At 75.9% G+C, this 18,342-nt stretch carries 17 protein-coding genes and 1 pseudogene; 9 read left to right on the top strand and 9 right to left on the bottom strand.

Going from position 1 to position 18,342, the window contains the following annotated elements; genetic code table 11:
• Positions 1–513 precede the first annotated feature (513 nt).
• Positions 514–948 carry a MerR family transcriptional regulator gene (locus D450_RS0115055; protein ID WP_017539489.1) on the bottom strand — a complete coding sequence of 145 codons (435 nt, stop codon included), beginning with the start codon at positions 946–948 and terminating at the stop codon, positions 514–516.
• 132 nt (positions 949–1,080) lie between these two features.
• Between D450_RS0115055 and D450_RS0115050 the strand changes: the two genes are divergently transcribed.
• Positions 1,081–2,058: an alpha/beta hydrolase family protein gene (locus D450_RS0115050; protein WP_017539488.1), complete on the top strand. Its 978-nt coding sequence runs from the start codon at positions 1,081–1,083 to the stop codon at positions 2,056–2,058.
• 108 nt (positions 2,059–2,166) lie between these two features.
• Here the strand turns inward: D450_RS0115050 and D450_RS0115045 are convergent, their stop codons facing one another.
• Positions 2,167–2,853 carry a Crp/Fnr family transcriptional regulator gene (locus D450_RS0115045; protein WP_017539487.1) on the bottom strand — a complete coding sequence of 229 codons (687 nt, stop codon included), beginning with the start codon at positions 2,851–2,853 and terminating at the stop codon, positions 2,167–2,169.
• A 384-nt stretch (positions 2,854–3,237) separates the two neighbouring features.
• Here D450_RS0115045 and nth point away from each other — a divergent pair, with 384 nt between their 5' ends.
• From nth to D450_RS0115025, 4 genes are all read left to right on the top strand, one after another.
• Positions 3,238–3,894, top strand: a complete 657-nt coding sequence (nth, locus tag D450_RS0115040; RefSeq protein ID WP_017539486.1) for an endonuclease III — start codon at positions 3,238–3,240, stop codon at positions 3,892–3,894.
• The gene (locus D450_RS0115035; RefSeq protein WP_017539485.1) at positions 3,891–4,565 is read left to right on the top strand and encodes an NUDIX hydrolase; all 675 of its coding nucleotides are present in this window, start codon (positions 3,891–3,893) and stop codon (positions 4,563–4,565) included. Before nth ends, D450_RS0115035 begins: the two co-directional genes overlap by 4 nt.
• Positions 4,566–4,581: 16 nt before the next feature.
• Positions 4,582–5,760 carry a MarP family serine protease gene (locus tag D450_RS0115030; protein ID WP_026128565.1) on the top strand — a complete coding sequence of 393 codons (1,179 nt, stop codon included), beginning with the start codon at positions 4,582–4,584 and terminating at the stop codon, positions 5,758–5,760.
• A 215-nt stretch (positions 5,761–5,975) separates the two neighbouring features.
• A complete protein-coding gene (locus tag D450_RS0115025) occupies positions 5,976–6,731 on the top strand; it encodes an MBL fold metallo-hydrolase (RefSeq protein ID WP_017539483.1) in 756 nt (251 codons plus the stop codon).
• A 23-nt stretch (positions 6,732–6,754) separates the two neighbouring features.
• Here D450_RS0115025 and D450_RS0115020 read toward each other — a convergent pair whose 3' ends face one another.
• From D450_RS0115020 to D450_RS0115010, 3 genes are read right to left on the bottom strand one after another with little or no spacing between them, the layout of a single operon-like run.
• A complete protein-coding gene (locus D450_RS0115020; protein WP_017539482.1) occupies positions 6,755–7,363 on the bottom strand; it encodes a peptidylprolyl isomerase in 609 nt (202 codons plus the stop codon).
• The gene (locus D450_RS0115015; RefSeq protein WP_017539481.1) at positions 7,360–7,887 is read right to left on the bottom strand and encodes an ATP-binding protein; all 528 of its coding nucleotides are present in this window, start codon (positions 7,885–7,887) and stop codon (positions 7,360–7,362) included. Before D450_RS0115015 ends, D450_RS0115020 begins: the two co-directional genes overlap by 4 nt.
• A 23-nt stretch (positions 7,888–7,910) precedes the next feature.
• The gene (locus D450_RS0115010; protein WP_017539480.1) at positions 7,911–8,258 is read right to left on the bottom strand and encodes an STAS domain-containing protein; all 348 of its coding nucleotides are present in this window, start codon (positions 8,256–8,258) and stop codon (positions 7,911–7,913) included.
• 211 nt (positions 8,259–8,469) lie between these two features.
• Between D450_RS0115010 and D450_RS0115005 the strand changes: the two genes are divergently transcribed.
• From D450_RS0115005 to D450_RS0114990, 4 genes are all read left to right on the top strand, one after another.
• A complete protein-coding gene (locus D450_RS0115005; protein ID WP_394296826.1) occupies positions 8,470–10,818 on the top strand; it encodes a DEAD/DEAH box helicase in 2,349 nt (782 codons plus the stop codon).
• Between the two features lie 370 nt (positions 10,819–11,188).
• A complete protein-coding gene (locus tag D450_RS32495; RefSeq protein WP_017558890.1) occupies positions 11,189–11,326 on the top strand; it encodes a DUF4244 domain-containing protein in 138 nt (45 codons plus the stop codon).
• Entirely contained in the window at positions 11,304–11,702 is a 399-nt protein-coding gene (locus D450_RS0114995) for a TadE family type IV pilus minor pilin (protein WP_017539477.1), read from the top strand. Before D450_RS32495 ends, D450_RS0114995 begins: the two co-directional genes overlap by 23 nt.
• Positions 11,699–12,100, top strand: coding sequence for an Rv3654c family TadE-like protein (locus tag D450_RS0114990; protein ID WP_017539476.1), 402 nt, complete (start codon positions 11,699–11,701; stop codon positions 12,098–12,100). The genes D450_RS0114995 and D450_RS0114990 overlap by 4 nt, the downstream gene beginning before the upstream one ends.
• Before the next feature lie 1,495 nt (positions 12,101–13,595).
• Here D450_RS0114990 and D450_RS0114980 read toward each other — a convergent pair.
• The 4 genes and pseudogenes from D450_RS0114980 to ssd all read right to left on the bottom strand — a co-directional run bounded on the left by D450_RS0114980 (position 13,596) and on the right by ssd (position 17,924).
• Positions 13,596–14,369 (bottom strand): type II secretion system F family protein, encoded by a 774-nt coding sequence (locus tag D450_RS0114980; RefSeq protein WP_017539475.1) that lies wholly within the window; start codon positions 14,367–14,369, stop codon positions 13,596–13,598.
• Positions 14,366–15,121 (bottom strand): type II secretion system F family protein, encoded by a 756-nt coding sequence (locus tag D450_RS0114975; RefSeq protein ID WP_241483165.1) that lies wholly within the window; start codon positions 15,119–15,121, stop codon positions 14,366–14,368. The genes D450_RS0114980 and D450_RS0114975 overlap by 4 nt, the downstream gene beginning before the upstream one ends.
• 556 nt (positions 15,122–15,677) lie before the next feature.
• Positions 15,678–16,860 (bottom strand): annotated as a pseudogene (locus tag D450_RS30290) (TadA family conjugal transfer-associated ATPase).
• Complete coding sequence (gene ssd, locus D450_RS0114965; protein ID WP_017539472.1) at positions 16,857–17,924, bottom strand: septum site-determining protein Ssd; 1,068 nt, start codon at positions 17,922–17,924, stop codon at positions 16,857–16,859. Before ssd ends, D450_RS30290 begins: the two are co-directional and overlap by 4 nt.
• Positions 17,925–18,342 lie beyond the last annotated feature (418 nt).

The raw sequence follows: 18,342 nt of genomic DNA, 5'->3' as shown, positions 1-18,342 counted from the left end.
CCCTGGCACTCCGGCGGCCCGCCGCCCGGCCGGGGCCGGTGAGCGGGGCACCAGCTGCGCCGTCGCCGCTGCTATTCCCGGACCGCGAGAGGCCGGGCACTCGACTGCCAAGGCCGGGGAACCGCCCTGCCTTCGTCGTCGTCGCCTTCCCCCTGGCACTCCGCCAACCCGCCGCCCGGCAAGCAGCCGCGAGCGGGGCACCTGCCGTTCCGTCGCCGCTAGCTCCCCGGACCACCGACCACCCGGCGGCCGACAGGTGGCACCAGGAAACCGCTACCCCCTTGTCGTCGCCGCCATCTCCCTGGCACTCCGCCAGCCCGCCGCCCGGCAAGCAGCCGCGAGCGGGGCACCGGCCGTCCCGTCGCTGCTGCTGTTCCGGCACCGCAGAAGCCCGGCGGCCGACAGGCAACACCGGGGAACCGCCCTGCTTCGTCGCCGCCGCCATCGTCCCAACGACCTGGCGCCCCGGAACCCGACCGGGGCGCGGCCGTGCTCGCCGTGTCCGGCCGGGCCTTACCCCTGTGGCTGCTTCCGTCCCTCCTGTGCTTGTCCGTCCCGGTCCCCCTCCTCGTCCCCGTCTTCAGGCTGGCAGGACCAGCCGGTGAGCATGTTGGTCGTGGCGCCGGTGATCACGGAGTCGAGCCGGTGCCGGGTATCGGTCAGGTCGGTGATGCGCTCGTCGATGCGGTCGCGCTCGGCGGCCAGGCGGTCGAGGAGCTCCGGGCTGGCGCGGCCGTCCACCACGCACGGCATCAGCTCGACGATGGTCCGGCTCGACAGGCCCGCGGCGTACAGCCGCTGGATCAGCCGCACCCACTCGACCGCGTCCCGGGGGTAGCGGCGCTGCCCTCCCGCGCTGCGCTCGCTGGACAGCAGGCCCTGCTCCTCGTAGTACCGCAGGGCCCGGACACTGACCCCGGCTTCGGCTGCGAGCTCCCCGATGCGCATGCGCCCCCCCTATGTGGCGTGCGACACATGTACTTGCCTCTGACGTCAACGTCAGGTTCTAGCGTACGCGGCGTGGGGCCGTCCGGCCCCTCGGCGCAGGAGCGCCGCCGTACGCACGGATCGGAGACACCCATGACCGCCACACCGACCTCCACCCCGGCCCCCGGCGCGGACGGCCGCAGCGGCGACGGCCCCGCCGCCTCCCCGGTCGCCTCGGTCAAGCCGGTCGTCCTGCCCGCACCCGAGCGCGGCCACGACCTGCACGTGCGGGTGACCGCGCCGGTCAACGGACGGGACCTGCCCATCATCGTGTTCGCCCACGGGTTCGGCTCGGACCTGGACGGATACGCGCCCCTGACCGACCACTGGGCCGCTCACGGCTTCGCCGTGCTCCAGGCCACCCACCTGGACTCCCGGCGGGTCGGCCTTCCCGCGGACGACCCCCGCAGGCCGCGGCTGTGGCGGTGGCGTGTCGACGACCTGAAGCGCATCCTGGACAGCCTCGACGTACTGGAGGCGGCGGTCCCCGGCTTGGAGGGACGCCTGGACCGCGGGCGCATCGCGGCGGCAGGGCACTCCTTCGGCGGGCAGAGCGCCGGGGTCCTGCTGGGCCTACGCGTCACCGACCCGCAGAGCGGGCTCGCCGAGGACCTGTCCGACCCCCGTGTCTCGGCGGGCGTCCTGCTGGCCACGGCCGGTGCGGGCGGGGACCACCTGACCCCGGAGGCCGCCCGTGACCTTCCCTGGCTGCGGGACGTGGACTTCTCCGGTATGGCCGCCCCGGCCCTGGTGGTGGCCGGGGACGCGGACGAGCTCCCGGTGACGACCAAGGGGCCGGAGTGGACCGCCGAGCCGTACGTGCTCAGCCCCGGCGGGAAGGGCCTGCTCACCCTCTTCGGCGGCCGCCACCTCCTCGGCGGCATCTCCGGCTACGGTGCCGCCGAGACCACCGACGAGGACCCCGGGCGCGTCGCCCTCGTCCAGCGGGTCACCCTGGCCTTCCTCCGCCGGGCACTCGGCATCGACGCGGCCGGCTGGACGGCGGCGAAAGCGGACCTCGCCGACGGCGCCCACCCGTCGGGGCGGCTCGACACCAAGGGCGGGATCTGAACGGGGCCACGGGCCATGGCACGAAGAAGGGCCCGGCGCATCGCCGGGCCCGTCCTCGTGACGGCGTCCGTCCGGGCGTCCCTCCGGGCGCCCGCCCCCTTCGGCCGGTCAGCGGGCGCGGCGGCGCATCCGCTCGACGTCGAGGAGCACGACGGCCTTGGCCTCGATCCGCAGCCAGCCGCGGAGCGCGAACTCGGCCAGCGCCTTGTTCACGGTCTCGCGCGAGGCGCCGACCAGCTGGGCCAGCTCCTCCTGGGTGAGGTCGTGGTGCACGTGAAGGCCGTCCTCGCCCTCCTTGCCGAACTTGTCGGCCAGCTCCAGCAGCTGCTTGGCGACACGCCCCGGAACGTCGGTGAAGACCAGGTCGCTCATCACGTCGTTGGTCCGGCGCAGCCGCGCGGCCAGCGCCTTGAGCAGCTGCAGTGACACGTGCGGCTGGCTCACGATGAAGGGGCGGAGGTCGTCGTGGCCCAGCCCGGCCAGCACGGTGTCGGTCACCGCCACCGCGCTCGCGGTACGCGGCCGCGGGTCGAACAGCGACAGCTCGCCGAACATCTCGCTCGGGCCCAGGACCGCCAGCAGGTTCTCCCGGCCGTCGACCGCCGCGCGGGTCAGCTTGACCTTGCCGCTCAGCACCACGTACAGCCGGTCGCCCTCGTCGCCCTCGCCGAACAGGGTCTGGCCCCGGCCGAGCCGTACCTCGCTCACCGAGGCGCGCAGCGCCGCGGCGCCCTCTTCGTCGAGTGCCTCGAAAAGAGGCGCCTTGCGCAGCACCTCGTTGGTCTCGTCCACCACTTCCTCCTTGAAACCTGACCGTCAACAGTGTGACGTATATCGCACCGGTGTGTGAAACCAGGTCGTTATCTCGGCTTGTCGTCCGGGTGATGCGACCAGCCCGTCACAGCCGACGTCAGCCCTCAACGATCTTAGTCGCCCTGACCGCCCGGATCGTGCCGCCACCGCCGTTCCTGCCGCATTGCGGACATAATCTGTGCCACCGTGACGAGGGGAAACGGTCCCGGGGTGGGCCGGGGCCCGGCGGACCCCGGCACGGGTACGTACCCTTTGGGTGTGCCAGCCGATGCTTCCACGACCTCCGCGCCCGCGACGGCGGCGCCCCCCGCGTCCCCGACGCCGACGGGGGAGACGCGCCTCGCGCTGGTCCGCAGGGCGCGCCGGATGTACCGCGAACTCGTCCGCCTCTACCCCGACGCGCACTGCGAACTCGACTTCGAGGGGCCGCTGCAGCTCCTGGTCGCCACCGTGCTCTCGGCGCAGACCACCGACAAGCGGGTGAACGCGGTCACGCCCCGCCTGTTCGAGCGCTACCCCGGCGCCGAGGACCTGGCCGGGGCCGACGCCGGGGAAGTGGAGCAGATCCTGCGCCCGACCGGGTTCTACCGGGCCAAGGCCGCCAATGTGATCCGCCTCGCCCAGGCGCTGTGCGAGCGGCACGGCGGCGAGGTGCCCGCCGACCCCGAGGCGCTGGTGCGCCTGCCCGGCGTGGGCCGCAAGACCGCCAACGTGGTGCTCGGCAACGCCTTCGGGGTGCCGGGCATCACCGTCGACACCCACTTCGGGCGGCTCGCCCGCCGATTCGGCTGGACCGCCCAGACCGACCCGGTCCGCGCCGAGCACGAGGTCGGCGCGCTCTTCGAGCGCAAGGACTGGACCATGCTCTCGCACCGCGTCATCTGGCACGGCCGCCGGGTGTGCCACGCCCGCAAACCCGCCTGCGGCGCGTGCGGCCTGGCCCGGATGTGCCCCGCCTTCGGGGAGGGGCCGACCGACCCCGACGCCGCCCGGGCCCTGCTGCGGGACGGACCGCGCGCATGACCGACCTGAGGACCGAACGGGTCGGCGCCCCGCCGCCGGACTGGCTCTCGGCGCTGGCCGCCGCCGGGGCGCGGATGGAGGTCCCGCCGCAGCTCCGCCCGCCCGACGGCGGCGGGCGCCGCGCCGCCGTGCTCGTCCTGTTCGGCGCGGGCGCCTCCGGTCCCGAAATGCTGATGATCCAGCGCAACGACGGACTGCGCCGGCACTCCGGCCAGCCCGCCTTCCCCGGCGGCTCCTTCGAGGACGGCGACCGCACCCCCGAGGAGTGCGCGGTGCGCGAGGCCGTGGAGGAGACCGGGGTGGACCCCGCGGGCATCGACACGGTGGGCCGGCTGCCCGAGCTCTACATCCGGCCCAGCGGTTTCCGGGTGGCGCCGGTGCTGGCCTGGTGGCGCGCGCCCTCCCCGGTGCACGCCGCGGACGCCGGCGAGGTGGCGCACGCCGCAGCGGTGCCCGTCGCCGAGCTGGCCGACCCGGCCAACCGGGTGCTGGTGGAGGTCGCCGGGCGCGGCTGGAGGGGCCCGGGCTTCCGCGCCGGCGGGATGCTGGTGTGGGGGTTCACCGGCGGGGTGGTCGACTCCCTGCTGCGGCTCGGCGGGTGGGAACGGCCCTGGCGCACCGCCGCCACCGAGGTCGTCACGCTCGTGCCCCCGGGTTCGGCGATACCGTAACGGGATGGAAGGCGTCGTGCTGGATGCGGTCCTGGTCGTCCTGGTGCTGCTCTTCGCAGGATCCGGCTACCGGCAAGGGTTCATCGTCGGGGTGATGAGCTTCGCCGGGTTCATCGGCGGCGGGGTCCTGGCGGCGCTGGGCGCGCCGTCGCTGATCCAGTCGGTGGTCGAGGACCCGGGGCGGCAGGCGCTGCTGGCCATCGCGGTGGTCTTCCTGTCGGCGGCGATGGGCCAGTTCGTCGCCTCCTACATCGGGGCGCTGGTGCGCAACCGGGTCACCTGGGACTCGGCCCGGGTGCTGGACGCCCTGGGCGGCGCGCTGGTCAGCGGCGCCGCGGTGCTGCTGGTCGCCTGGCTGGTGGGCAGCGCGGTGGCCAACTCCTCGCTGCCGGTGGTCACCGGGCAGGTACAGAACTCCCGGGTGCTGCACCAGGTGGACGGGGTGATGCCGCCGGTCGCCGACACCTGGTTCTCCACCTTCCGCAAGATCGTCGACCAGAGCGCGTTCCCACAGGTCTTCAGCGGGCTGGGCACCGGCGAGCCGGCCGAGGTGGAGCCCCCGGACCCGGCGGTGCTCACCACCGAGGAGCTGCGCGAGTCCAGCCAGAGCGTTGTCAAGGTGCTGGGGACCGCGCCGTCCTGCCGGCGGCGGGTGGAGGGCACCGGCTTCGCCTACGGCGGCGGGCACATCATGACCAACGCCCACGTGGTGGCGGGCGTCACCGAGGACCTGCGGGTGGTCACCCGCAACGGGCGCCAGCTCCCGGCCACGGTGGTGCTGTACGACCCGCAGCAGGACATCGCGGTGCTGGACGTGCCCGGCCTGGACCTGGAGCCGCTGGAGTTCGAGCACCAGGCGGGCAAGGGCGACGACGCCGTGGTGGCGGGCTTCCCCAAGAACAACGGCTTTACGGCGGTGCCGGCCCGGATCCGGGCCGAGCAGACCGCCCAGGGGCCCGACTTCTACCACTCCACGCAGGTGAGCCGGGAGATCTACCAGGTGCGGGCGCTGGTGCGCCCGGGCAACTCCGGCGGCCCGCTGCTGTCGCCGGAGGGGACCGTCTACGGGGTGGTGTTCGCGGCCGCCACCAACGAGGACGAGACGGGCTACGTGCTCACCGCCGACGAGGTCGCCGAGAACGCCCAGAAGGGCCTGGACTCGACCGCCCCGGTCTCCACCCAGCAGTGCGACTAGGGGCGGTGGTCACCAGGCGCCCTCCTGGTCGGAGAGATCCTAGTCGCGCAGGCGCCGCGCGTCCCCGGCGGCCTGCCGGAGCCACCCCTCGCGTTCTGAGGGCGTGGTGCACCTCGGGCCCCCGTTCCGGGGCGCCCGCTCGGGCCCAGGGCGCTCGCGTGGTGGCTCGTCCACACGTCGACGTCGACGGTAAGAGGAAAGGCGGCCGAAGCAGAGTGGAGCTGACGGTTCTGGGAAGTGCGAGCCCCTACGCCCGCCCCGGGAATCCGTGTTCGGGGTACCTGGTGCGGCACGGCGGGTCGGCCCTGTGGATGGACGCCGGGCCGGGGACGCTGGCCGAGTTGCAGCGCCACGTGCGGCCCGACCGGCTCGACGGGGTCTGGATCTCCCACCTGCACGCCGACCACGCCGCGGACCTGCTCACCGCCTACTACGCGCTGCTCTATGCCGACCTGGACCCCTCCGGCCCCGTCCCCCTGTACGGGCCGCCGGGGACCGCTGAGCGGCTGCGGCACTTCCTCTCCAACCAGGGGTCCAGCCGGGTCGAGGAGGCCTTCGACGTCCGGGAGCTCTACGACGGCCGCACCGACCGCGTCGGGGAGCTCGTCGTGGAGTCGCGTGCCGTCGAGCACGGCCTCCCGGCCTTCGGCGCCCGTGTCGGCACGGAGGATCCGGGCGGGGTACTGGCGTACTCGGGCGACACCGGACCCTGCCCGGCGCTGGCGGAGCTGGCCGCCGGCGCCTCGCTGTTCCTGTGCGAGGCCGACCTGGACGCCCCCTCCGACGGCGGGGCGGTGCACCTCACGCCGGAGCAGGCGGGGCGCAGCGCGCGGGAGGCGGGGGCGGGGCGGCTCCTGCTGACCCACGTCGGGCCCTCTCAGGAGCCCGGAGAGGCGGTCGCCAGGGCCGGGGAGGCCTTCGGTGGCCCGGTGGCCTATGCGGCGCCCGGGGAGGCGTTCAGCACCGGCTGAGGGCCCTCAGCCGCCCGTGCGCCTCAGCCGTCCGCGCGGTGGATCTCCACCGACTCCAGCACCACGTCCTCCACGGGCTTGTCGGCCGAGTCGGTCTCCACCTGCGAGACGGCCTCGACCACCTCCTGGCCCTCGGTCACCTCGCCGAAGATCGTGTGCCGGCCGTTCAGGTGCTCGGCTGGCGCGGTGGTGATGAAGAACTGGGAGCCGTTGGTGTCCGGCCCGGAGTTGGCCATGGCGAGCAGCCCCGGCCGGTCGAACCCCAGGTCGGGGTCGATCTCGTCGTCGAAGGTGTAGCCGGGGCCGCCGCTGCCGGTGCCGGTCGGGTCACCGCCCTGGACCATGAACCCCGGGATCACCCGGTGGAACACGGTGCCGTCGTAGAAGGCGTCCCGGCCCGTCTCCGGGTTCTCCGTTCGCTCGCCTTCGGCGAGCGCGGCGAAGTTGAGCACCGTCTCCGGCGCGCTGTCCGGGAAGAAGGCGACCTCCACGACCCCCTCGGAGGTGCGCAGGGTCGCCCCCTCGACGCCGTCGGCACCGTCGGCCGAGGCCCGCTCCTGGGCCCCGCACGCCGCGGAGGCGAGCAGCACGGACAGGGCGAGCGCGGCCGGGGCCGCGGCGGAACGCCTCACGCCGCGGCCTCCAGGGGCCAGCTCATCCGGACGGCGGTGCCCCCCTCCCCGGGCTCGATGCGGACCTCGTCGGCCAGGCCGACGATGACCGCGAGCCCCACGTCGGGGGAGAGGCCGGTCACCCCGCCGGGCGGTGTCGTCTCGCCCGGGTAGAGGCCGGTCCCGGCGAAACCGTGGTCGGTCGCTGCCGCGTCCGGCTCCTTGGCCGGGGCACGGTCGGTGACGACCACCTCGAAGCGGCGGGCGGCGCTCGCGTGGCCGTTGGACGGGGCGGCGGCGCCGGGGGTCCGCTGTGCGGGGGCGCCGTCGGCGGTGCCGTCGATGAGCTCGACCGTGATCGGACGCCCGGGGCAGTGCGCGCGGTGCGCCTCGACGGCGCGGGAGCACGCCTCCCCGACGGCGAGCCTGATCTCATCGAGGGCGGACTCGGCGATGCCCGCCCGGCGCGCGACGGCGGTGGCCATGAGGCGGGCCGTGCGCACGTGGGCGGGCAGCGCGCTGATCGTGAGCTGGACGAGAGCCATGATCTCGCTCGTAACGCAGCCGGCTACTTCGCGGCGCGTTTGTCGATGGCCTCCTGCACCGACTCATAGATGCCGAAGACCTTGGTCAGGCCCGTGATGCGGAAGATCTTGAGGATCCGCTCCTGGGTGCAGACCAGGTCGAGCGTGCCGTCGTGCGCCCGGACGCGCTTGAGGCCGCCCACGAGCACCCCGAGACCCGTCGAGTCGAGGAACTCCACCTTCTCCATGTTCACCACGAGGTGGAAGTTGCCCTTGTTGACCAGGTCGATCAGGAGCTCACGCAGCCGAGGCGCGGTATAGACGTCGATCTCACCTTCGACGACGACGATCTCCGTGTCGTCCTGGGTGTGGTGATCCAGCTTCAAGTCCACTAGTCCTCCAGCGCCGAACCGCGAAACCGCGAGTGATCTGTGCCGGGCGTTACCCCGCAGGGCGGCATTCAACCACGCTTTTCCCCCGGGTCTTCGTGCTTCCGCACGGAAAACCCGGACACCGCGCGTCTGTTCCCCCGGATGCCACACTGAAACCGGCGGCCGACGGCCGCCCGCGGGACGCGAGGGCCGCCGAGGGAGGGTGTCGGGCGTGGGACCGTGGGAATCGACACTGCGGCGATCGTGGCGTGACCATACCCGGAACCCGCAGGTGACACATGTGGAGCGGCTGGCACGTGGCGCCGGGGTAAGTGAAGACTGGCCGACATGGACACCGCCCTCCGTTCGACGACGACTCGCCGAGGCGGGCATCACGGCGCCGTGGTCGCACCAGACCGACGCCGCGGACCGGGCGCGCTCCGGTAGCAACGTGATCATAGCGACCGGCACGGCCTCGGGGAAGTCGCTGGCCTTCCTGCTGCCGGCCGCCGAGGCTGTGGCCGACGGGGGGTCGGTGCTCTACATCGCCCCCACCAAGGCGCTCGCCGCCGACCAGCTGCGGGGCGTGCGCGAGGTCGACCCGGACCTGCGCGCGGCCGTCTACGACGGCGACACCCCCGGCCAGGAGCGGTCCTGGATCCGCGCGCACGCCGACTACGTGCTCACCAACCCGGACATGCTCCACCACGCCGTGCTGCCCCGGCACGCGGCCTGGGCCGGATTCCTGCGCCGGCTGCGCTACGTCGTGGTGGACGAGGCGCACCACTACCGGGGCGTGTTCGGCTCGCACGTGGCACAGATCATCCGCCGGCTGCGGCGGGTGTGCGCGCGTTACCGGTCCGCCCCCGTGTTCATTCTGGCGTCCGCGACCACCGGCACCCCGGAGCAGAGCGCCTCCCGGCTCGTGGGGCTGCCGGTGGAGGCGGTGGTGCGGGACGGCTCGCCGCGCCCGGCCGTCGACTTCGCCCTGGTGGAGCCGGAGCTGACCGAGCTGCGCGGGGAGCGCGGCGCCCCGGTGCGGCGCACGGCCACCGCCGAGACCGCCGACACCCTGGCCGCGCTGGCGGCCCAGGGGGTGCGCACGCTCGCCTTCGTCCGGTCCCGGCAGGGCGCCGAGGCGGTCGCGCTGGCCGCGCAGCGCGCCCTGCGCGACGGCGGCCGCCCGGACCTGGCCGAGCGGATCGCCGCCTACCGCGCCGGGTACCTGGCCACCGACCGCCGCTCGCTGGAGGAGCGGCTGCGCACCGGCGAGCTGCTGGGCCTGGCCACCACCAACGCCCTGGAGCTGGGGGTGGACATCACCGGGGTGGACGCGGTGCTGGTCGCGGGGTGGCCCGGCACCCGCGCCTCGCTGTGGCAGCAGGCGGGGCGGGCCGGGCGGCGCGGGTCAGACGCGCTGGCGGTGTTCATCGCCCGCGACGACCCGCTCGACACCTACCTGGTGCACCACCCCGAGTCGATCTTCGGCGCCTCGGTGGAGGCGACCGTGATCGACCCGGACAACCCCTACGTCCTGGGGCCGCACCTGTGCGCGGCCGCCGCCGAGGTCCCGCTCACCCGCCAGGACCTGGAGGTGTTCGGGCCGCGGGCCGGCGAGGCGGTGGAGGACCTGGTGCGCCGGGGCCTGCTGCGCGCGCGCCCGCGCGGGTGGTACTGGACCCGGCGGGAGCGGGCGAGCGACCTGGCCGACATCCGCGGCGCGGGCGGGGCGCCGGTGCAGATCGTGGACTCGGGGAGCGGGCAGCTGCTGGGCACCGTGGACGAGGGGGCGGCGCTGGGGACCGTGCACGAGGGCGCGGTCTACCTGCACCAGGGGCGCAGCCACCTGGTGGAGGCGCTGGACCTGGAGGACGGGGTGGCGCTGGTGCACGAGGAGGACCCCGGCTACTCCACCTGGTCGCGCGAGGTCACCGAGATCGAGGTGCGCCGCACGCTGCGCAGCACCCGCTGGGGGCCGCACACGGTGGGCTTCGGCGAGGTGCGGGTGGGGCGGCAGGTCGTCGGCTACCTCAAGCGGGACGTGCGCACCGGCACGGTCCTGGGGGAGCAGCCGCTGGACCTGCCGGAGCGGCCGCTGGACTCGCGGGCGGTCTGGTGGACGCTGGCGCCCGGGGCCGCCGAGCGGCTGCGCGCCGAGGGGGTGGAGCTGCGCGGGGCCGCGCACGCGGCCGAGCACGCCTCGATCGGCCTGCTGCCGCTGCTGGCCACCTGCGACCGCTGGGACATCGGCGGGGTGTCCACCGCCGAGCACGCCGACACCGGCCGGCTGACGGTGTTCGTCTACGACGGGCACGAGGGCGGGGCCGGGTTCGCCGAGCGCGGGTACGCGGCGGCGCGCACGTGGCTGGAGGCGACGCGCGCGGCGATCGCCGACTGCGAGTGCGCGCAGGGGTGCCCGTCGTGCATCCAGTCGCCCAAATGCGGGAACGGCAACGAGCCGTTGAGCAAGTCCGGGGCGCTGCGGCTGTTGGACGAGCTGCTGTCGGCTTCTCCACAGGGGTGTGGATCGCGGGCCGGAGCGCCGGAGGAAGCAGGGGATCGGGCCGAGATCGGACCGTGATGGGGAGCGGTGAAACCCGTGGGCACGCGCCTGCGGGGGCGGTCCTGCGGGAGTTTTCCACACCGTAATTCACAGCCTGTGGGTAATTCGGTGCGGTTCTCCACAGGCGGGGGATTTCCCATTCCGAGCGGGGGCGCCGAGCCCCACGATGGGCTCCACAGGCGCGGTCCCGCCAGGCGGCCGCGCGAGGCCCGCTCTTTGGAGGTCCACCGTGACCGCAATCCGCGGCGGCCCCGTCCGTGCCGCCATCGCGTGTTCGCCTCCCGTTCTCCCACGGCCCCACCCGTTCCGGCCGCCGCTTCTTCCCGAGCGGAGGACGGAGGCCTCCTCCGCCCTGGAGGGGGCCCACAGGACGGGGCGCGACGGCGGAATGTCCACGGCCGAGTACGCCATCGGAACCGTTTCCGCGGTGGCGTTCGCCGCCGTTCTCTATGCAATTCTGACCAGTTCCGAAGTCCGCGAGACCCTGACCCGGATCGTCGTCGATGCGCTGCAGTCCGTGGGCTGAGCGCCGCCGCCGGCCCCGTACGGACGGCGGCGCGGACGGCGGTACGGCCACCGCCGAGACGGCGGCGGCCCTGCCCGCCCTGGCCCTGGTGCTGGCCGTGGCCCTGGCGGCGGTCAACGCCGTCGCCACCCACCTGGCCTGCGTGGACGCCGCCCGGGCCGGGGCGAGGGCCCTGGCCCGGGGCGAGGCCGAGTCGGCCGTCCTGGAGGCGGCCGCGCGCGCCGCACCGGAGGAGGCGCAGACGCGCGCTACCCGCTCCAGAGGCGAGGTCCGGGTGGAGGTTTCGGCCCCGATCCGCATCATGCCCGGAATGCCCGCACCGGTGCGCGCGGTGGCCACCGCGGCCACCCCCGTGGAACCGGGAGCACCGCCATGAGCCCTTGCCCCGGACGCGCCCTCGGCCCGCCCACCGGCACCGGACGCCGCCTGGGGACGGACACCGGCTCGGGCACGGTCTGGACGGTGGCGGCCTGTGCGCTGGTGTGGACGGCGGCCGCCGCCGCGGTGGCCGTGGGCGGCGCCCGCGTCGACCGGCACCACGCCGGGGCCGCCGCCGACCTGGCGGCCCTGGCCGCGGCCGACCGGGCCGCCGAGGGGCCGGACCGGGCCTGCGCGGCGGCGTCCCGCACCGCCGGGGCGAACGGCGCCCGAATCGAGTCCTGCACGGCCGAAGGCCTGGAGGTCACGGTCGAGGTGTCCGTCCCGGTCCGCACCTGGCCCGTCCGCGCCCACGCCGAATCCCGAGCGGGCCCAGTGAGCACGGAACCCCCATGAGCGAACGACCGGCCACCGGTCAGGGCCGACCACCAGAGGGCGCCGGTACATCGTGAGGCGGAGGGCCTTCCCCGAACGGCGGGCACCTAGCCGTCCTGCCCCCGCCAGCGGCGGGAGCCGACCCCTCCGGGGCACGGTCCGCGATCGACCCCGGCGCCGATCGACCGAGCCGGCCGTGCGCAAGACGCGGTGCGGTCCTCCCGACGCTCCCTCTTCAAGGGGCCCGTGTCGGAGGGGGACACGCCAGGCGGGGGCGGTACCGGCGTTCCCGCACGGGCGCGGCCGACTGGCCAGCGCGGGGAAGGAGCGGGCAACGGCGCCCGTTCACCGCGTCTCACCGGTCCATCGGAGACCTCGGTACGACCGCAAGCACTGCCGTCGCTCGAGACGGCTCCTGACGCCCCGTCCACAGCGGCGCGCTGGAAGAGATGGGCCCGTGCCGTGGTCGAAGGAAGGTCGGTCACCCGGTCCACGGCCGCACGGTCCTGAGGCGCTCCGCAGATGTGCCGCCCCGGATACGTCTCCGGGTCTCCCTACCGATGGGCCCTGCGGGGCCGACGGCGGAACCCGTAAGGCACCCGGCCTGGTTCTTTGGGCCGAGCCGGGACACCGACCACCCCAAGGAGTCATCATGGGCGCCCATTCACGGCCTCCGGTACGTCCCCCGTCCTCTCGACCGCTCCTGCCGCCCCGTCCGCTCGTTCGGGCCGTCGTCCTCGCGATCGGGGTCCTCCTCCTGTGCGGCGGAGCGTCCGCGGCCGAGGTGCTGCGGAAACCGACCCCGGCACCGACCCCCGCGCCGACGCTGACCTCGCGTCCCGAACCGTTCCCCGACGAGACGGGCGGGACCCGCAGCCCCCTGCCCACCCGGTCGCCGATCGACATCCCACCCGGCCCGTTCCCGGTCCCCGGCCCCGTGGTGCCCCCGGCCCCTGCACCGCCTGCCCCTCCCGACGCGCCGTCGGTGCCGAGCGACGACACCGCGGACTCCTCCGAGGAGCGAAATCCGGCCCCGAGCACGGACCCGTCCCCGGCGGCCGCCCCCTCGGCGTCCCCGAGCCCGTCCGTCTCCCCCTCGCCCGAACCGAGCGCTGCCGCCTCCACGGCCTCCACGTCCGAAGGCCCTCCTCCGGGCCCCGAACCGCCCGCCGGCCTCGACGCGACCGGCGAGCCCGACATCGCGTTCGGCTACGCCCCACCCGATCCGGTGTCCGACGGACGACCGCTCGGCACGGCCGCGGCCTGGCTGCTCCCGATCCTGGCCTTGGTCGCACTGGCGCTCCGCCTGAGCGTGGGCTGGCCCCGATTCCCGCCCCGCTACCGGGGCCGCCGCCGCGTCGGCGGCGACGGCGACCCTTTCGACCCCGGGGAAGCACGCCGACTCCGCAGCCGAGGCCGATCGCAGTCGTGAGCTCGGTCCGGCAGGGATCGGAATCGGCGGTCGAGGGTGGTGGATCCACCACCCTCGACCGCCCGGGGCGGCCCCGGACGGGGATCAGGGGCCCGTGAGGTCGCCGACCAGGGCGGCCACCAGGGGGACCACCCCGATCAGCACGAACGCCGGGAGGAAGCACAGGCCGAGCGGGGCGACCACCAGCACCGCCGTGCGCTGGGTGCGGGTCAGGGCGCGTCCGTGGGCCGCGCGCCGTGCCTCGGCCGCGTGGTGTGCCACCAGGTCGCCGACGGGGGCGCCGGTCTCGGCGGCGCGGGCGAGCGTCCGCCCCAGCGCCGCCAGCTCGGGCGGCCCGTCCACCGCCTGCCACGCACGGTCGGGGGAGGCCCCGAGCCGCTGACGCTCGGCCACCTCGGCCAGGGCCTCGCCCAACGGCCCGCCGACCGACCGGGACAGCGCCTCCAGCACCTGTCCGGGTTCCCCGCCCGCGCGCACGCCCGCCGCCAGCAGGTCGAGGGCGAGCGGCAGCCCGGCGGCGATCCTGGCCCGGCGTTCCCGTCCCCGGCCTCCGGCCACCCGCCGCAGCCCCAGCCACAGGGCCGCGCCCAGGGGCGCGCCGACGAGCAGGGCGATTCCGGGGCCGCCGACCGCCGCGAGGGCGAGGACGGGAGCACCCGCCACGGCGGCGGCGCCCAGGCGGCCCACACCGCGGTCCTCCGTCGCGGGCCCGTGTGCCGTCCCGTCCGAGGAACGGCGTCCGGACCGCGCCAACTGGGCGTCGAGCCTCAGTCGGCCCGGGGACGGCCCCGGGAACAGGAGCAGCCGGGCGGCGCAGGACCCGAAGACGACCACGGCGGCGGCGAGCAGGGCGGTCATCGTGCCTCCAGAGCGGCGGCGGCGTTGCGCACCATCCGGTCGGTCCACCACAGGCCCAGCGCCTCCAGGGCCAGCCCCGCCGCCAGGCAGGCCAGCCCGACAGGGGTGGTGAACAGGAACGCGACGGGTCCCGCTCCCATCGCCGCCGACAGCCCCAGCCCTGCCGCGGGAAGGATCGCCAGCAGGACCGCGGTGGTGCGCGGCCCGGCCAGCTGCGCGGAGAGTTCACGGCGCCGCTCCTCCTCCTGCGCGAGAGAATCGGCCAGCCGCTCACAGACCTCGGCCAGCCCGGCCCCGGAGCGGGAGGCCACCGCCCAGCAGGCGGCCAGGTGCACCAGCCCTGCCATCCCGGGTGCGTCGCTGGCCCGTCGAAGGGCCGCGGACGGGTCGGCCCCGCTCCGTGCGGCGGCGGCCACGGGCGCCAGAGCGGTGGCGCCCGCCTCCACGGCCTCGGCCGCCGAACGCTCCAGTGCCGCCGACGGCGGAAGACCGGCGCGCAGCTCTGAGGGGAACGCCCGGCAGAGGGCGATGGCCGCCTCCCGGCCCTGCGTGTGCGCACGGCCCACCACCCGGTCGAACCGCGCGCGGACGAGCCCCGCGAGCACGGCGCCCGGCGTGCGCGGCCCGTCATCGGCGCCGCCGAGCACGGCCCGCAGCCGCACACGTCCCGGCGGGGGGAGTGCGGCGGCCGCGACGGCCCCTGCGCTCCCCATGAGCAGCATCCACATCCCGGCTGATGTCAGACCGTTCATGCGCACCTCCGCCCTGCATCACCGAAAGCCGAACGTGGGGCCGTCCGAAAAGGGAGGGCGGGGACCGCGTCCCGTCCTCCCCGGATCGACCGGGCGCTGCGGCCGAAGCCGGCGGTCGCCGACGGCCCGCCCCCGTGACCGGGTCCCGTGCCGGACCGCCTTCGACGACTGCAGGCGGCACCCCCGCTGCGGACACAGGCTCCGGAGGCCGGGGGAACGGCGGTCCTCGGTGGCCGCCGTTCGCAGGTGGGGCCGTGGTGCCCGGTGACGTGTCGTTCACGGCCACTCCTGCACTCCCGGCGCCGACCGGTACCGACGCGGTCGGCAAGGTCGAGAAAGGTCGCGGCTTCGTCCAGGGGGCCGGTGGGCGGGACAGGCCGCTTTTCGGTGAGTGCCCGCCGCAGGGGATGGCCGGACCTGCGCTCCCCGTTCTCTGGGGGCGATGCGTTCGTTGAGGTCCGGGAAGGCAATGGCCACGGCCGGGCCTGGCCGTCGGTGGACGGGCTTTGACCGTCGAATACGGGTCCCGCGCGTTCGCACGTGGGGGACGTGTCGTTCATGGTCGTCCTCGGCGCCAATCCGTGCCGACGCGATCGGCGAGGTCGGGGAAGGCCTCGGCCTCGGTCGGCGGGCCTCCCGCCGGGACGACCACGGCCGGGACGGCCCGCACCAGGCCCGTGCCGTCCCGCCGCAGGACGCACACCTGCGCCGGCCGCCGGGCCCCGTCGCCGCCGCGCACCATGTGCACGACGACGGCCCTCGTCGCCGCGAGCTGGCTGTGGGCCGCCTCCCGGGACAGCCCCGCCGCGCACGCCAGGGCCTCGATGCGGGCGGGCAGCTCGTCCGCGGCGTTGGCGTGCACCGTGCCCGAACCGCCCTCATGGCCGGTGTTCAGCGCCGCCAGGAGGCTCACCACCTCGGCCCCGCGCACCTCGCCCACCACCAGGCGGTCCGGGCGCATCCGCAGGGCCTGGCGCACCAGCTGCGGCAGGTCCACCTCGCCGGTGCCCTCGATGTTCGGCGGCCGGGCCTGCAGCCGGACCACGTGCGGGTGGCGCGGCCGCAGCTCCGCCGAGTCCTCCACCAGCACCAGCCGCTCGGCTGGCCCCGCCAGCGACAGCAGCGCCGAGAGCAGCGTCGTCTTCCCCGTCCCCGTCCCGCCGGTCAGCAGCAGGGCGACCCGCGCCCGCACCAGCGCCTCCAGCAGCCGCACCGCGGGCGGCGCCAGTGCCGCCCGATCCGCCAGCTCGGCCAGGTNCCCGCCGCGGCCCCAGCCGCAGCGACAGGCAGGCCCCCTCCGGCGCCACCGGCGGCAGCACCGCGTGCAGCCGGGCACCGGACGGGAGCCGGGCATCGCACCAGGGCGCCGCCGCGTCCAGCCGCCGCCCCGCCTGCGCCGCCAGCCGCCGGGCCAGCGCCCGCACCTCCTCCTCGCCGCCGAAGCGCACCCGGGCGGCGCGGCGCAACCCCTCCGGCCCGTCCACCCACACCTCCTCCGGGCCGTTCACCAGGATGTCGGTGACCTCCGGGTCGGCCAGCAGCGGTTCCAGCGGCCCCGCCCCGCTCAGCTCGGCGCTCAGCGCGCGCACCACCGCCAGCAGTTCGGCGTCGCCCAGTACCGCCCCCTCGGCGCGCACGGCGGCCGCCACCCGCGCCGGCGAGGGCGCCGCACCGTCCCGGACCAGCCGCGCCCGCACCGCCTCGAGCAGGGACGTGTCCGGGCCCGCCGCGGGGCTCACCCCGCCACCGGGGCGCGCAGCGCCCCCAGCAGCCGGTCGGCCGCCCGCCCCAGCGCCGAGGCGCCGTCGGCCCCCGGGAGGTCGCCGCGGTCCAGGCCCCGCCGCAGGCGCGGGTCGTCGGGCACGTCCCCCAGCAGGTCCAGGCCGAGCGCCGAGGCGACCGCCGTGCCCGGCAGGTCGGCCCCCGCGGCCCGGGTCACCAGGTGCAGAACCGAGCTGTGCGTGCGCATCCGCGGCACCAGCCGGTAGGCCGCCATCACCGAGCAGAAGTCGGCGGGCACCACCACCAGCACGGCGGTGCACCGGCGCAGCGCCTCCGCCGCCCCCGGGCCGGGCGCGCGCGGGGCGTCGACCACGACCAGGTCGCCGCCGAGGGCCGCCGCGCCCAGCACCGACCGCAGCGCCGGCGCCGGGACCTCCTCGGCCGGCCCCCGGGACCAGGTCACCAGCGGGCACCCGCGGACCCGCGGCAGCACCCCGCTCAGCGCGGGCCAGCTCATCCGCCCCTCGCGGGCCAGCAGGTCCTCCCACCGGGTGCCGCCCGGCCGGTCCTGGCCGCAGACCAGGTCCAGCCCCGGGCCGAGCGGGTCGGCGTCGACGAGCGCGGTGCGCAGCCCCGCCCGCACCCCCGCCATGGCCAGCGCCACGGCGAGCACGCTCGCCCCGGCGCCGCCCCGGCCGCCGACCGCGGCCACCACCGGGCAGGGGCCGGGCCGTTCCCGGCCGGCGTCGGCGAGCAGGTCGGTCAGCCGGGCCTCGTCGCCGGGCAGGTGCAGCAGCGCGCGCACGCCCAGGCGCAGGGCGTCCGGCTCGGGCGGTGGGGCGCCGGAGGGGCGTGGGCCCACGGCGGCCAGGGCGTGCGGATGCGGCGGGGGCTCCAGGTCGGCGAGGGCGGCGAGCAGGTCGCCGCCGACGACGACCAGCGGGGCGCGCGCCCAGTCGCGCAGCGCCGCGCCGGCCGAGGAGGCGACGTGCACCTCGATGGAGGCCGCGGCGGCCAGCCGCAGCAGGTCGTCGAGCAGGGCGGGGTCGTCGGTGGCCAGCAGGGGGCGGGGACGGTCCATACCCCCGACGATGGCGCGGCGGCAGCGGCCGCGGTAGGTCCGTCGCCGTGCCTGTGGACGGCCGGGGGCGGCGGTTCGGAAGCAGGCGCCCGGACCGGTGGGAGCCGATACGGCCGGGGCGAGGGCGCACACCCGTCCTCGAGGTACGTCTCCCGGTCGCGATGGGCCCGGTCGAGTTCGCAGAGGACCTCTGAAAAGCTCAGAACCGAGCTCTTCGAGTGCCGAGGGCGGTGCTCGGGGCGGCCGGTGTCCCTGTGCAGCTCGGGAGCGGACTCTCCTGTGTCCCGTCAAGGAGGCCGCGTTGAGGCACCGGGTGATACGCCGGGCCAAGAAGCGTGATGCGGCCCGGCGGGCCGGGCGGCCGGGGCCCGGAGGGGTCCACCACGCCAGCGGACACGACCCGGGGGCCGCCCCGGAA

Source organism: Nocardiopsis halophila DSM 44494, from assembly GCF_000341245.1.
In the GTDB taxonomy this organism is placed as follows: Bacteria; Actinomycetota; Actinomycetes; order Streptosporangiales; family Streptosporangiaceae; genus Nocardiopsis_A; species Nocardiopsis_A halophila.
The sequence above is the reverse complement of the archived record's forward strand: the minus strand, read 5'-3'. Positions and strand labels throughout refer to the sequence as shown.